Origin of the sequence: Brevibacterium sp. Mu109, from assembly GCF_900169375.1 — a bacterium.
Classification (GTDB): domain Bacteria; phylum Actinomycetota; class Actinomycetes; order Actinomycetales; family Brevibacteriaceae; genus Brevibacterium; species Brevibacterium yomogidense_A.
In genome coordinates this window covers 1-12808 of the sequence record NZ_FXZF01000040.1, presented here as the reverse complement: position 1 = coordinate 12808, position 12808 = coordinate 1, and the positions used below count along the sequence as shown (strand labels likewise).

Sequence of the window (12808 nt, the reverse complement as noted above, 5' to 3'; positions counted from 1 at the left end):
GTCAGCCATCGTGGGATGCCTTTCGTGAGGTTCTTGGCGGAACTACTAGCGGGATCCCACGATGGTTCTTCACATTTTTGGGGGTGAAGTCCCTGGTGGGAATGCCACCACTCTATGGGACTCACCCAGGTAGACGAGGCGCGAGTCCGCCATGAAGAGGTGGCGAGCCTTGAGAACGAACTGCGTGCAGCGCGCGAGGTGCGCGACACTGCGATCCGAGAGGCCGTCGACTCCGGTGCGACGAAGTATCGAGTGGCGAAAGAGATCGGTCTCACCGAAATGCAGGTCGGTCGCATCACGAAGGCGGGAACATGAAAGCACGGTTCTTGGTGGCCGCGGCACTTGCAGTGGCGGCTCTCACCGGCTGCGAGGTCGGCGACGATTCTCCAGTCAGCCAGGCTGCGCCCCAGCCGGCCATCACGGTCGCGGGTGAGCCGGGTGTGGTCGGGGCGTGGACAGGCGATCACGTGAGCGCGATCCACGCGCCCGAACCGGTGGCCGAGCCTGCCCCTGCGGCTGAGCCGGCGTCGGCTGGAGCTCCCGAATCGGAGCCGATCCATGACGGATGGCATTGCAACGGTCCCGCCTATCAGTGCCGCGGCGCAGAGGCCGAGCGTGAGCGAGAGGACGAGTACAACGAGTGGGTCCAGGATCAGCTGGACTGGGCAGAAGAGCAGGAATACTGGGACCGCCAGGGTGAAGAGGAAGCTGAGGCCGAAGCCAACGCACCACACACGTGCGAAGGGTCCGGTACCTACGGGGACTACTCCCCCGAAGGTTACGTGGACTGCTGACTTCGTGAGTCTCACTGCGCCACCACAGTAGTGTCCGTACCGCTGGATACTGTGACTCCTGTGATCCGCCGAAATCAGCAGGACCGTCGAGCCGAACGGCAAGCCGCTCGTGACGCCGAACGGCAGTCCGAACTCCTCGAGGGCAGCTACCGCCCTCCACCTCGCGACAAATGCGTGGAGAAGGAACACGAGAAGATTCTGGATGACGAAGACACTATTCGTCTTCAAACGAGGTTCTGGCGAAAGGACGGAAACACAACTGAGTTCGTCCTGGTCATACGCCAGCGCGAGTGGGATAGTTGGCGTAACGGTCCGCGAATCGACTGCTGTCACGGAATGTGCCACGTACATCTCGATGACGACGCGCCACCTTCGAAATCACTCATGACGCTGGACACGGTGCGTGATGTAGAGGAAGCGATGGCCGCGGCGATCGATGAGATCACATGGATTGCAGACGCGCTCCACGCGCAAGGAGAGGGTGGCTTCAATGGATGACACCACTTCGGAACGGCTGAGAAGTTTCCGGAAAGAGGTCGATCTGAGCCTGGTCTTCGGACCGCTCGCGGATGTCGGACTTCCCGTTGTCGATGACCACGGACAGCGGATGGTCGTCGTCGCTCTCGGTGACGAGCGCCTCGGCGTTCTGCTGCGGAGGATCGCTCAAACCGGCGGCAATGCGAACGTGTTCGTCAAAGGCGCTGACGACGAAGTGGTGAGGCTCTCGGTGATCAATGACTCGTGCGCCCTCGATTCGAACTCAGCTGACGACATGACGGGCGACGCGCGTCCATCCCTGCAGGCCACCGTCGCCGTATTCGTCGATTACCTGCGCACACAGCGATCCGGCGTGCGAATACCCCTGGACAGCCACGATGTGCCGATGCCACGAGCGACAGTCGTAGACGATGTGCAGTTCGCATGAGTCGGTAACGACCCTTCTCGCATCGACCCGTGGCCGGAGGTCTTGCTGTCATCCCATTGTCCAGGTCGAGCTTCGATACGGTGAGTACGTGACTCTACGACGCCCCTCCCCGCTCGGCGGCAGGAAACCCACGAAGGACGACCTGGCGCAGGTGGACACCACTGCTCCGGACGGGGTCGATGACATCCTCCCCCACGATCCGAGCGTGCGCCTGCGGCTCCTCATCGTCGGCATAAACCCCGGGCTCTGGACCGCAGCCGTCAACGCTCCCTTCGCCCGACCGGGCAACCGCTTCTGGCCGTCCCTGCACCGCGCCGGGCTGACCGACCATCAGGTCGACGCCTCGCTGGGCCTGTCCGCGGCTGACGAGCAGCAGCTGCTGTCACGCGGCATCGGCCTCACGAACCTCACCGGCCGGCCCACCGTGCGCGCGGATCAGCTGAGCCGCGAGGAGCTGCGCGAAGCAGGACAGCGACTGATCCACCGGGCAGAGCAGATGAAGCCGGGTGCCGTCGCAATCGCCGGCATCACCGCGTTCCGCACAGCGTTCACGCTCCCCAAAGCGGCACTGGGCCCGCAGGACCCTGCCGATGTGCCCGGCTGGCCCGTCGATGTCACACTGTGGGTCGTCCCCCAGCCCAGCGGACTGAACGCGCACGAGAACATCGACACCCTCGCCGCGAAGTGGCGTGCGGTGTGGGAGATCGCGGGTCGTCAGCCCAGCGAACGGGATTCGTAGGCTCGCCGGCTGACCACCGCGGCACCCGTCACCACCAGCGCGACAGCAGAGGTGACGCCGAACAGAAGACCCCACTGCTGCTGGCTCGCCGCCGCTCCACCCGCCGATGCGCCCACGGCGCTGCCGGCGAACAGGCACCCCGCGAACAGAGCGACCACGGTTCCCCGCGCTCGCGGCAGGACGCCGGTCACCCACGTCTGCAGCGAGGAGTGCAGGAACGACCATGTGATGCCCAGCAGCAGCGCTGCCGCGATGACCGACACGATCGACACGTGCACCGCAAGTACGGCATAGCCACTCACCGCGGCGCATCCTCCGATCGCCATGAGGCCCGGCATCGGCACACTCCGCGAGACCACCCGCACCAAACGCGTCGCCCCGATGACCCCGATGCCGTAGGCCGCCGTCGCAAGCCCTGCACCGCCCGCTCCCACACCCTGCGACTGGAGCGCCGGTGCCAGCAGCGTGAGAACGCCCAGCACCACGGCCCCTTCCATGAACGCCAGTCCGATGACCGCGAGCACCCACCGGTTCCGCACCGCGTCGAGGATCAGCGCGAAGGCTCCTGCCTGCGCTTCACGCGGTTCCTCGTGCACGCGTCCCAACCCGATCGCGCACGCCACTGCGAGGACCGCGGGGATCGCGAAGACCACCCTCCAGTGCGCGAAGTCCCCTAAGACTCCGGCGAGCGCCGTGGCCAGTGCCGTGCCCAACGCGACTGCGGCCATGAGGTCGGCCAGCGCAGGTTGCCTGTGAGCATCGTCGACGGTGTCGCCCACGAACGTGAGAGATGCGGGGACGACCGCACCGAAGAACGCGCCGGCGAACGCGCGGGCGATGATGAGCGCGACGAGGCCGGGCGCCAGTGCTGAGACCACGCCGGCGATCGCCGCCGCCAGGAGTGTCGCCCGCATGAGGCGGATGCGTCCGAAGCGGTCGGAGAGCACGCCCCACACCGGCTGGCTGAGCCCGTAGGCCAGATAGTAGGCACTGGCGACCGTGAGACTCTGGGCGAGCGTGGCCCCCAGATCGAGGGCGACGAGCACCAGCAGCGGGCTGATCGCGAACCGGTCCAGACTGCTGACGAACGCCGCGGCGGACACCGGTAGCGGCGGCCGTGCCGCGCGTGCAGGCACGTCGGACGAGCGGTCAGAGTGGGACGCGGCAGGGCTCACGCCGACTCACTGTACGCGGCGGCTCCTCAGGCGCACAGGTCTACGGAGTCGACCGTCGTCCCCGCAGTCCCCACAGTGGCGCCCGACGTGCTCCCGCTGTCATGGGCGGGATCGTCCGCCTCACCGGCGTCGGTGCCCGGCACCTCGGCGGCGGTGTCCTCCGCGGGCAGCACGTCCTCGATGTCGAGCCCCAGCATGAGGGTCACACCGCTGCGCACGTCTTCGTGGACGACGGCGTCTGCGTCCAGACGATCAGCCAGCTGCTGAGCGGTCGCCTCCGCCCGCGCTGACCCGTCGTGACCGATCTCAGTCGTCTGCCGCGCGCTCGCGGCCGTCGACGTGTCCGCCACTGTGAAGCCCCAGTCCTCAGCGCGCTGCTGGACCTGCGCGGCCTTCCCGTCGATCGTGGAGCCGTTGATGACGGTGACCGGGCTGTCACCCGGCGCCTCATCGGCGTCGGTCTCCGCGGCCTCGGCGGCGGTGTCCTCTGTGGATTCCTCTGCGGCATCCTCGTCAGCGGATCGGGTCGGGTCCGACCCGTCCATCGGCGCGTCGATGCGGATCCGGCTGAAGACCTCTGCCGCCTCATCCGCCGGCACGACCCTGTTCGGATCCTCCGGCGCCGCCTGCCACGGCATCACCATGAACGTGATCTGGTCATCGTCGACGCCGACCGCGGTCTGCGCCAGCGATGCGAGCGCCGGGATCGAATCCAGGTCCGGATCGACCGTCAGCGACGAGGTCACCGCGTCGAGGAAGCCGTAGAGACGGTCCGGTCGTGCCAGCACCTCTGTGCTCTTCGCCCGCTGGATGATCGCGGACATGACGCGCTGCTGGTGGCCCATGCGCGCGATGTCGCTGCCGTCGCCCACCGCGTACCGGGTGCGGGCGAGCGACAGTGCGTCCTCACCGTCAACCGTCTGCTCACCCGCGGGCAGGTCGAGCTGCGCCTTGCGATCCTTCATCGCCTCAGGCAGGCACACGGGCAGTCCGTCCATCGCGTCGACCATCGTGGCGAAGCCTTCGAAGTTCATCTCGATGAAGTGATCGATGCGCAGGCCGGACAGCTCCTCGATCGCCGTGACCTAACAGCCCGGGCCGTGGTTGAGAGCGCTGTTGACGGCGCCGAACCCGCCTGCGTACGCACCGAACCCGGTGTCCCCGCAGGCCGGGAGGTCCATCACCGTGTCGCGCGGGATCTGCACCGCGTCGATGCGGGAGGAGTCCTTCGACACGTGGGCCAGCACCATCGCGTCGCTGCGGGCCCCACCCGCGTCGCCGTAGGTGTTGTCGTCCAGATCGCGGGTGTCGGATCCCAGCACGAGGATGTTGGTCCCGTGGGTGTTGTCGTTGAGGACCTCAGCATCGCCGTCGGCGCGGATCGGGGACGAGGAGAGGTTCGACTCCAGCGTGCGCAGCGCGATGCCTCCCACCACGACCGTCCCCACGGTCGCGATCGCCGTGGCGCCCACAAGCAGGCGCCGTCGGCGGTACTTCGCCTCCATCCGGCGCCTGAATCGGCGGGGACGGGTCACCTCGGGCGGTTGAACCACTGCGGGATCATGCGGCACGCGCACTCCTCAAAGTCGACGGCGCGACTGCACAGTGTAGGCCCTGCCCCTTGTCGTCGCGTACAGCGTCGCGAGGATCGTCGCGAGCACCAGCATCCCCAGGCCGCTGACGATCGCGAGCTGCAGGCCGAACAGCGCCAGCACGCCGCTCACGCCCATGACTCCCAGCGCGTTCGCGGTGCGCAGGTGCGCGAACAGCTCGGCGCGCCGGTCCGCGGGCGCCAGTCCGTCCAGGGCCAGGGAGTAGAACGTCCCGAGCATCGGCAGGAAGATCCCCAGGACGAAGGCGCCGGCGAGCGTGACGCTCAGGTGCGCCTCGAACAGCGCCGCCCCCAGCCCCAGGGAGGAGGCGACGAGGAAGCCCACGACCTTCCACAGACCGGGCGTGCGGTTGCGCACGCTCACCCAGACCCCGCCCATCACCGATCCGATGCACAGCGCCAGCGCAAAGACGAAGGCCCAGCCGGGGGCCAGGCCGAACGACAGCGCGAATGCGACGGCACCGACCTCGATCGCCGCGACCGAGGCCCCGGTCGCCACCGAGCAGATCAGCCAGAGATAGACGGCCCAGGGAAGACGGGCGCGCGACCGGCGGGCGGTCCTGGTGGTGCGCGTGCCCCGGGCCTCCGGGATGCTCGGCGTGAGCACCAGGGGTCCGATGCCCAGCACTGTGATCGCCACCATCGCCCAGACCGGCGAGAACGCGCCGAACACAGAGGCGAGCACGGGCGACAGGGCGAAGGACACCTCGTTGAGGGTGGCGGCGACGCCCAGGGCGCGCGGCAGCTTGTGCGGCTCCACCAGGTGGTTCAGCAGCGTGCGCTGGAAGCCGTAGGCGGCGCCGTTGACCAGCCCCGCGGCGATGACGGCCACCATGAGGGTCGCGAAGGGTGCTCCCACCGCCGCGAGCACCGTGACGAGGGCGAGCGCGAGGGTCCGCACTGCGATGAGAGCGCGCAGGTAGTGCACCGCGTTGAAGCGGTTGCCCAGTCGGGAGACCGGGACGGAGCCGATCACCTGTGCGGCGGTCATCGCGAAGACCAGTCCCGCACCGGCTCCCGCCGATCCCGTCAGCGGCAACGCGATGAGGGCGAAGGCGATTGGGGCCGCGGCCTGCGGCACGCCGAAGGATCCGTAGCCGATCTGCCAGCGGAGCACGTTCCAGCGGGAGGCGGCGACACGTGTGCTCGGCGGTGTCGCGACCGCATCAGCCTGCTCCCCCGGACGTTCTCCTGATCCGCTCACAACGGACAGTCCATCACGTTTCCTTCGTGCAGGTCATGCATCGCTGTGCGCTGGGCTCCCGGTGCTCAGTCCGACGTCACGAGGCCGTGGACGATCCGGGGCAGACCGTCGTAGAAGGCGGCGTCGGCGTGGAAGGATTCCTGTGACCGTGTGGCGCTGAGTTCGGTGAGCCACGGGTGTCTGGTGGTCGCACCGGACCTGCCCATCGCACGGAACTGGTCGAGCCACCAGGAGCGGTAGCTGGTGCCGGTGCGGTCCGATTCCTGTCGCTCTGCCGTGAGCAGGGTCGCCATCCCCTGGACGTAGGCGCTCAGCGCCAGGTACCTGTTGAACGCTTCACCGCTGTCGAGTCCCACGCGCATGAACGTTCCGATGACCGCCTGCACCGATGCCAGCACCGCGGGGACGAGTGGGGGCCTGGTCGTCGTCATCACCTCGACCAGCCACGGGTGTGCGCGGTACGCCTGCCACTCCTCATCGGCCGATCGCAGCAGCGCATCAACAGGTTCCTCATCGACCGGGGCGTCCTCGCCGTCCTGCGACCGCGACTGCGACGTGGACTCGCGGAAGATCTGCTGCACCATCAGCGCGACGAGACGATCGCGACTGCCGAGGTCGTGCTGCAGTGCGGACATCGCGATGCCTCTGTCGCGTGCGAGCGTGCGCAGAGTGAGTGCGCGGATCCCCCTCGTGTCCGCCATGGAGATGGCCGCGTCGATGAGCGACGGGGAAGCACCTCCAGATGAGATGGCGGCCGCTGCTGCGCTGAGTCGTCCCTCGTCCCGTCGGCGACGGTAGCCGCGTGCCTGGCAGGAGCGCGAACAGTACTTCCGCGGCCGTCCCGTCTTCGCCTGGACGACGTCTCGTCCACATTCCGCGCACACCATCGCGTCCTCTTTCGTCGCACTTTCAGCGTGACGGAACCACTGTATTCCGTGCCGCCGGGTGCAGGAGGCTGATTCTGTGAGGCGCACGTGCCCACATGATCCTGACGAAGGAGTGCTCCATGTCTGCCACACGCTTCACCGCGCACCCAGCCGGATCGTCCGACCTCGACACCGTCGTCCGCGTGAGCATCATGGCCTTCTCCGATGAGGCAGTCATCGCGTGGGCCATCCCGAACGCTGTGGATCGACATGCGTACATGCGCGACACATTCTCGTCCTTGCTCCAGTCCGCCGTTGACGCCGGTGCGGTGATCCTCGCGCGGGACTCCGGAGGAACAGCGGTGGCTGCATCGATCTGGGTGCCCAGCCGCGGAAGCGCGACCGCTGATGCCTCGGCGCGGCAGACGTCGGACCCCAGGGCTACAGAGGCGTACCCGGACGATCCGATCAAGCGCAGGCTCGAGCACGTCGAGGCCGCGACCCGGGCCCGCACACCTCCGGAGGAGCACATGCATCTGTCCGCAATGGCGACTCTGCCGTCGAGCCGCGGTCGGGGTGCAGGCACGGTGATGGTCACGGCTGGATTGGCCCGCGCGCGAGCCCACGGGCTTCCCGTGTATCTGGAAGCGTCCACCGTCGCCAACCGGAGGCTCTATGCGCGCCTCGGCTTCCACGACCTCGGCGACGCCATCGTTCTGCCGGACGGTGGTCCCGCGCTCCAGCCCATGTGGCTGGAGCACAGCGCGAGCCGAAGTTGAGATCATCTTCAAATCAGAGGGATTTCGCAGTAGTGTGTGGACACCGGTTGGCGTACGTCCGGGTCTGTCCGATGCCGCAAGGATGCGGCGGACGGCAGGCCAGGGCGTCGACGCCTTGGGAACTCAACGAGGAGTGAACATGACAACAGCCCGAACACACCGACTCTCTGCAGCGGTCGCCATCGCTGCCACGACGGGTCTGCTCATCAGCGGCTGCGCGGGAGGCGCAGGCTCTGCGGGAGGAGGCGGCGGGGGCGGCGAGGCCGGCGGCGGCTTCGAATTCGGCGCCTCGCAGGAGGAGGTCGACGCGGCGATCGCAGACCTCGATCCCGTAGAGATCACCTATCAGGCGGGTGCGCAGTCGCCGAACTCCGTCTCTGCGATGAACGGAAACCAGTTCAAGGAGTACGTCGAGGAGCGCTCCGGCGGGAAGGTCACCGTCGACGTGGTGTGGGGCCAGGCGATCGCCGGCTACGCGGAGATCGTCGATGCGCTGGGAGACGGTCGGATCGACGTGTCCTATGCGCTGCCGATCTATGAGCCCGCGAAGTTCCCGGAATTCGATGCGCTCACGACGGCGACCGCGGGTATGCCGAACTCGCCGGTGCTCGGCGAGATGATCGGCAACGCCGCGGTCATGGACAATGCGTGGAACTCGGAGGAGCTGCTCGGCACCTACGAGGAGCTCGGCCTGACACCACTCACACCCATGATCAGCACGGGCTCGTACGTCTCTGTGTGCGGCGACGACGGGACCACGCTGGACGACTACCAGGGTCGCCAGATCCGCGTGGCGAGTGTGGCGCACGAAGCCCAGGTGCAGGAGCTGGGCGGCTCGCCCGTCTCCATGGAGTACGTGGAGGTCTTCGAGGCACTGCAGCGCGGAACTGTCGACTGCACGTTCGCCCAGATGCTGCCGTCCGAGGAGACGGGGCTCCTCGAGGTGGCGAAGAACGTCTCGTACACCACTGCGGAGAACAGCCTCTCGGGTCGATCCGCCGGGGCGAACCTCGCCGGAGTGGGCTACCAGAACCTGCCGCTGGCGTATCAGCAGATCATCTTCGATTCGCAGATGTCAGGCTTCGCTGCGAGCAACGAGGTCATCTCGGAGGGCACTTCACGAGGCGTCCAGCAGCTGCTCGACGCCGGCGGTGAGATCACTCAGATGGAGGAGGAGACGGACGAGCGCATCGGACAGACGAATGATGAACTGCTCGCCGAGATCGAGGACAGCGGCGTCATCGGATCCGACGTGACAGGTCGGACGGACGAGGCGATCGATAAGTGGACTCAGGTCGCTGAGGAGCTCGGGATCACCGAGGAGGGCGACTTCGAGAACATGCCGGAGTGGTTCAACGCGGACGACTACGACTACGACGCATTCGCTGAGAAGGTGTTCGAGGAGACGGCTCTGCCGCACCGGCCGAACTGATCATCCCGGAGATACTTCGCGTGCAGACCACTGCGCTCCCGGTGTTCGGGAGCGCAGTGGTCTGTTGGTGTGTGGTCTGGCCTGTGACTGCCGGTGGATCGACGACCATAGAGGAATGAGCGTGACAGCAACCCAGGACCACCGACTCACCGTGGGCGCGTTGGTCGCCGCCTCAGCAGTGGTGCTTCTCAGTGCCTGTGCAGGAGGTGCGGGCACTGCCGATGGCGAAGGCGGCGGCGGAAGCGGAAGCGGAAGCGGAAGCGGATTCGCTTACGGAGCTTCGCAGGAGGAGGTCGACGCAGTCGTCGCAGACCTCGATCCCGTGGAGATCACCTTCCAGGCAGGCGCGATGTCACCTGACGCCATGTCCGCACCGAACGGTCACCACTTCCAGGAGTACGTCGAGGAGCGCTCCGGCGGGAAGATCTCCGTCGACGTGGTCTGGGGTCAGTCCATCGCAGGCTACGGAGAGATCGACGATGCGCTGGCGGATGGACGCATCGACGTCTCCTACGCCCTGCCCATCTACCAGCCCGCCGAGCACCCGGAGTTCGACGCGCTCGCGACCGCCACGGCCGGCATGCCGAACTCGCCTGTGCTCGGCGAGATGATCGGAAACGCGGCCCTGGTCGACATGGCGTGGAGCTCAGACGCGCTGCTCGCGACCTACGAAGAGCAGGGTCTGACCCCGCTGACGCCGATGATCAGCACGGGGACGTACCTGTCCGCTTGTGGGGAGGCCGGCACATCGCTCGACGACTACGACGGGCGACAGGTCCGCATCGCCAGCGTCGCCCATGAACAGCAGGTCACTGAGCTGGGCGGTTCGCCGGTCTCCCTGGAGTACGTCGAGGTCTTCGAGGCGCTGCAGCGCGGCACCGTCGACTGCACGATCACCCAGCTGCCGACTGCGGAGGAGACGGGGCTGCTGGAAGTCGCCACGAATCTGGCATATACGACGGAGGAGAACAGCCTCTCCGGTCGCTCAGCCGGAGCGAACCTCGGGGGCGTCGGCTATCGGAACCTGCCCCTGGCCTACCAGCAGATCATCTTCGACTCCCACACCGGGGGCTTCGCCTCGAGCAACTCGGTCATCGCGGAAGGCAATGCCCGGGCCATCGATCAGCTCATGGAGGCTGGCGGTGAGATCGGGCCCATGGACGAGGACGCGGATCAGCGCATCGGTGAGACCAATGACGAGCTCCTGGCCGACGTCGAAGAATCGGAAGTCATCGGATCAGACGTCCAGGGCCGCATGGCGGAGGCAGTGGAGAAGTGGCGGCAGGTTGCTGACGAGCTCGGGTACACCGAGGAGGGCGGCTTCGAGAATATGCACGAATGGTTCAACGCGGACGACTACGATTTCGCCCCGTTCGCGGACCAGGTCTTCCAGGAGACGGCGCTGGCGCACCGGCCGAGCTGACCACAACACTGGTCGAGGCGTGAGCGCACATGCACTGACCCCTCTTGGGCACCGTCGGGACGTGGTTCTACTGCCTCACCGTCGAGATCGTTTCGGAGTGCCCGACTCCGACTTCTTCTCCAGTGCAATCTGAAGACGCTGCGTCTCCTCGATCAAACGCCGCTCAGCTTCGGTCCGGTACCGGATCTCTCGACCGTCCTTCAGCTTGTAAAGCTTGACGGCTGCGCGCCGGTCCGACGAGCTGTGTGCCGAGACTGTCATGACGACCAGCTCCTCCCTGTGTGCAGCAACCTTACGTCACGATTCTTCCGAGGACCCGCGCAAACCACGCGCCCCCACGATGCGCTGAGTCCCGCGGGGGCTCGTCACGATGCACATACGTACCCTCGTCGATGCGTGCATAGACGTTGTCGACCAGCTTCAGAAGCATCGTCTCTTCCCGCTTCTCAACCCTCGAATCCATCTGCAGCTCGTTGAGTACGACCATGCCCATATTCGCGTCGTGAATATCAGCTGCCCCCACTCTTTCCATGGCCCACGTGAGTCGCCGCCAGAATCTCTCATCGAGGTCTGCGCGCGTCTGCCGAACGTGACCGCGCCATGCAAACCAAGCAACCACTGTCGCGGCGACGAATGCTCCGGTCGGAGCCAGTGCCCTGAGATACAGCACCCACGTAGGAAGATCGTCCATTGCCACAGGATGACAGCAGCCACAGACATTACTTGAGCGTCAGATTCGACCGACGGCCCCTCACTGCCGCAGTCCGCGGGAGACCTAATGACAGCGCCCCCAGTCGAAGCTGGGGGCGCCTTCCGCCGTTTCACCGTCGCGGGTGAGTGCCGTCGTCATCGTCATCATTGCCCAGCGCCTTGTCGGCGGCGTCGCGCGCTTTGCGGATCTTGTCACTGTGCTTGTCGCCCGCAGCTTTAGTCGCTGCCTCCTCCGCCTTGTCCAGAAACGTACGGCCCCGTTCGCCACTGAGAGCGTCCTTCGCCTGACGGAGGTACTTGTCGATGCCCATTCGTGCTCCCCTCGGGTAGATGAGGAAGAGAGTAGCGACGGAAGTTGAAGAGCACCCGTGAAGACGGGAAGAGCTCCCAGGCGACCGCGCCGAACGCACCAACAGAACAACACGCCTTGCTTTCTCTCAGATTCGGGGCATACGTTGGCGAAGACAGAACGCAACGGATTGGGAGGTTCACCATGGCCAAGACAGTCTCCGTTCCACAGCCTGCTGGCGCCAAGTCGACCCGCAGGGAGAACGCGGAGAACGGCTTCAAAGCGCCTGCCGCGCTGAGCAAGAACATGCAGAGGGTCCTCGTCGATCTCACGGCGCTGCACCTGGTGGGCAAGCAGGCCCACTGGAACATCGTGGGACCGAACTTCCGGGATCTCCACCGTAACCTCGATGAACTCGTGAGCATCGCTCGTGCGGATGCGGACGTCGCTGCGGAGAGAATGCGCTCGCTGCACGCCACACCGGATGCCCGGCCTGCTGTCGTGGCAGAGCAGTCCTCCCTGGCAGAGTTCCCGCAGGGCGAAGTGCACACGCATGACGCCATCGACCTCGTCGTCCAGGCGATCGAAGCAACGGTCTGGACCATCCGCGACGTGCACGACGAAGTCGATGAAGCGGATCCGACCACTGCGGACCTGCTCCACGGCTTCCTCTCCGAGCTCGAACAGCAGGCGTGGTTCATCAGCGCGGAGACCCGCACCGCCTCGAACTGACGGTCAAGTCCCGTGTAGTGGTGTAACGGTTGGATCCTTCGCTGAGGGGTCTCAGGCGCTGAGTTCGAGGGCGTGGTCGGGGTCGGTGCTCACCTCGCCTCCGGTGGTCTCGACGGACGTGAGTCGG

At 66.4% G+C, this 12808-nt stretch carries 17 protein-coding genes; 9 read left to right on the top strand and 8 right to left on the bottom strand.

Annotation, left to right across the window (positions count from 1 at the left end):
• Positions 1-114 precede the first annotated feature (114 nt).
• The 5 genes from BSP109_RS15225 to BSP109_RS15210 all read left to right on the top strand — a co-directional run bounded on the left by BSP109_RS15225 (position 115) and on the right by BSP109_RS15210 (position 2458).
• Positions 115-315, top strand: coding sequence for a hypothetical protein (locus BSP109_RS15225; RefSeq protein WP_101601751.1), 201 nt, complete (start codon positions 115-117; stop codon positions 313-315).
• Positions 312-794, top strand: a complete 483-nt coding sequence (locus BSP109_RS15220) for a hypothetical protein (protein WP_146001192.1) — start codon at positions 312-314, stop codon at positions 792-794. The genes BSP109_RS15225 and BSP109_RS15220 overlap by 4 nt, the downstream gene beginning before the upstream one ends.
• Positions 795-845: 51 nt before the next feature.
• A complete protein-coding gene (locus BSP109_RS17070; protein WP_180959781.1) occupies positions 846-1292 on the top strand; it encodes a hypothetical protein in 447 nt (148 codons plus the stop codon).
• Positions 1246-1719, top strand: a complete 474-nt coding sequence (locus tag BSP109_RS15215; RefSeq protein WP_180959780.1) for a hypothetical protein — start codon at positions 1246-1248, stop codon at positions 1717-1719. Before BSP109_RS17070 ends, BSP109_RS15215 begins: the two co-directional genes overlap by 47 nt.
• Before the next feature lie 88 nt (positions 1720-1807).
• Positions 1808-2458, top strand: coding sequence for a mismatch-specific DNA-glycosylase (locus BSP109_RS15210; RefSeq protein WP_180959779.1), 651 nt, complete (start codon positions 1808-1810; stop codon positions 2456-2458).
• Here BSP109_RS15210 and BSP109_RS15205 read toward each other — a convergent pair.
• From BSP109_RS15205 to BSP109_RS15190, 5 genes are all read right to left on the bottom strand, one after another.
• Positions 2434-3633: an MFS transporter gene (locus tag BSP109_RS15205; RefSeq protein WP_101601745.1), complete on the bottom strand. Its 1200-nt coding sequence runs from the start codon at positions 3631-3633 to the stop codon at positions 2434-2436. The genes BSP109_RS15210 and BSP109_RS15205 overlap by 25 nt on opposite strands.
• Before the next feature lie 26 nt (positions 3634-3659).
• Positions 3660-4709: an LCP family protein gene (locus tag BSP109_RS17815; protein ID WP_308297922.1), complete on the bottom strand. Its 1050-nt coding sequence runs from the start codon at positions 4707-4709 to the stop codon at positions 3660-3662.
• Between the two features lie 9 nt (positions 4710-4718).
• Positions 4719-5204, bottom strand: a complete 486-nt coding sequence (locus BSP109_RS17810; protein WP_257944734.1) for a hypothetical protein — start codon at positions 5202-5204, stop codon at positions 4719-4721.
• A gap of 9 nt (positions 5205-5213) precedes the next feature.
• Entirely contained in the window at positions 5214-6449 is a 1236-nt protein-coding gene (locus BSP109_RS15195) for an MFS transporter (RefSeq protein ID WP_146001189.1), read from the bottom strand.
• A gap of 65 nt (positions 6450-6514) precedes the next feature.
• Positions 6515-7150, bottom strand: coding sequence for a TetR/AcrR family transcriptional regulator C-terminal domain-containing protein (locus BSP109_RS15190; RefSeq protein ID WP_180959778.1), 636 nt, complete (start codon positions 7148-7150; stop codon positions 6515-6517).
• Between the two features lie 305 nt (positions 7151-7455).
• Between BSP109_RS15190 and BSP109_RS15185 the strand changes: the two genes are divergently transcribed.
• The 3 genes from BSP109_RS15185 to BSP109_RS15175 all read left to right on the top strand — a co-directional run bounded on the left by BSP109_RS15185 (position 7456) and on the right by BSP109_RS15175 (position 10949).
• The gene (locus BSP109_RS15185; RefSeq protein ID WP_180959777.1) at positions 7456-8094 is read left to right on the top strand and encodes a GNAT family N-acetyltransferase; all 639 of its coding nucleotides are present in this window, start codon (positions 7456-7458) and stop codon (positions 8092-8094) included.
• A gap of 139 nt (positions 8095-8233) precedes the next feature.
• On the top strand, positions 8234-9526 hold the full coding sequence (locus BSP109_RS15180; protein ID WP_101601741.1) for a TRAP transporter substrate-binding protein: 1293 nt from the start codon (positions 8234-8236) through the stop codon (positions 9524-9526).
• Positions 9527-9647: 121 nt separating this feature from the next.
• A complete protein-coding gene (locus BSP109_RS15175; RefSeq protein WP_257944733.1) occupies positions 9648-10949 on the top strand; it encodes a TRAP transporter substrate-binding protein in 1302 nt (433 codons plus the stop codon).
• Positions 10950-11024: 75 nt separating this feature from the next.
• On the opposite strand, the gene BSP109_RS15170 is transcribed toward BSP109_RS15175, so the two are convergent.
• The 3 genes from BSP109_RS15170 to BSP109_RS15160 form a co-directional block, all read right to left on the bottom strand.
• Positions 11025-11210 (bottom strand): hypothetical protein, encoded by a 186-nt coding sequence (locus tag BSP109_RS15170; protein WP_101601738.1) that lies wholly within the window; start codon positions 11208-11210, stop codon positions 11025-11027.
• 31 nt (positions 11211-11241) lie between these two features.
• Positions 11242-11640, bottom strand: coding sequence for a hypothetical protein (locus BSP109_RS17065; RefSeq protein ID WP_146001187.1), 399 nt, complete (start codon positions 11638-11640; stop codon positions 11242-11244).
• A gap of 130 nt (positions 11641-11770) precedes the next feature.
• Positions 11771-11971, bottom strand: coding sequence for an Rv0909 family putative TA system antitoxin (locus BSP109_RS15160; RefSeq protein ID WP_101601735.1), 201 nt, complete (start codon positions 11969-11971; stop codon positions 11771-11773).
• A gap of 182 nt (positions 11972-12153) precedes the next feature.
• Between BSP109_RS15160 and BSP109_RS15155 the strand changes: the two genes are divergently transcribed.
• Complete coding sequence (locus BSP109_RS15155) at positions 12154-12681, top strand: Dps family protein (protein WP_101601733.1); 528 nt, start codon at positions 12154-12156, stop codon at positions 12679-12681.
• Positions 12682-12808 lie beyond the last annotated feature (127 nt).

Excerpts from the sequence above, each read along its gene's own strand:
- BSP109_RS15225 (WP_101601751.1), top strand. The coding sequence starts at position 115 with ATGGGACTCACCCAGGTAGACGAGGCGCGAGTCCGCCATGAAGAGGTG.
- BSP109_RS15220 (WP_146001192.1), top strand. The coding sequence starts at position 312 with ATGAAAGCACGGTTCTTGGTGGCCGCGGCACTTGCAGTGGCGGCTCTC.
- BSP109_RS15190 (WP_180959778.1), bottom strand. The coding sequence starts at position 7,150 with ATGGCGGACACGAGGGGGATCCGCGCACTCACTCTGCGCACGCTCGCA.
- BSP109_RS15185 (WP_180959777.1), top strand. The coding sequence starts at position 7,456 with ATGTCTGCCACACGCTTCACCGCGCACCCAGCCGGATCGTCCGACCTC.
- BSP109_RS15180 (WP_101601741.1), top strand. The coding sequence starts at position 8,234 with ATGACAACAGCCCGAACACACCGACTCTCTGCAGCGGTCGCCATCGCT.
- BSP109_RS15170 (WP_101601738.1), bottom strand. The coding sequence starts at position 11,210 with ATGACAGTCTCGGCACACAGCTCGTCGGACCGGCGCGCAGCCGTCAAG.
- BSP109_RS17065 (WP_146001187.1), bottom strand. The coding sequence starts at position 11,640 with ATGGACGATCTTCCTACGTGGGTGCTGTATCTCAGGGCACTGGCTCCG.
- BSP109_RS15160 (WP_101601735.1), bottom strand. The coding sequence starts at position 11,971 with ATGGGCATCGACAAGTACCTCCGTCAGGCGAAGGACGCTCTCAGTGGC.
- BSP109_RS15155 (WP_101601733.1), top strand. The coding sequence starts at position 12,154 with ATGGCCAAGACAGTCTCCGTTCCACAGCCTGCTGGCGCCAAGTCGACC.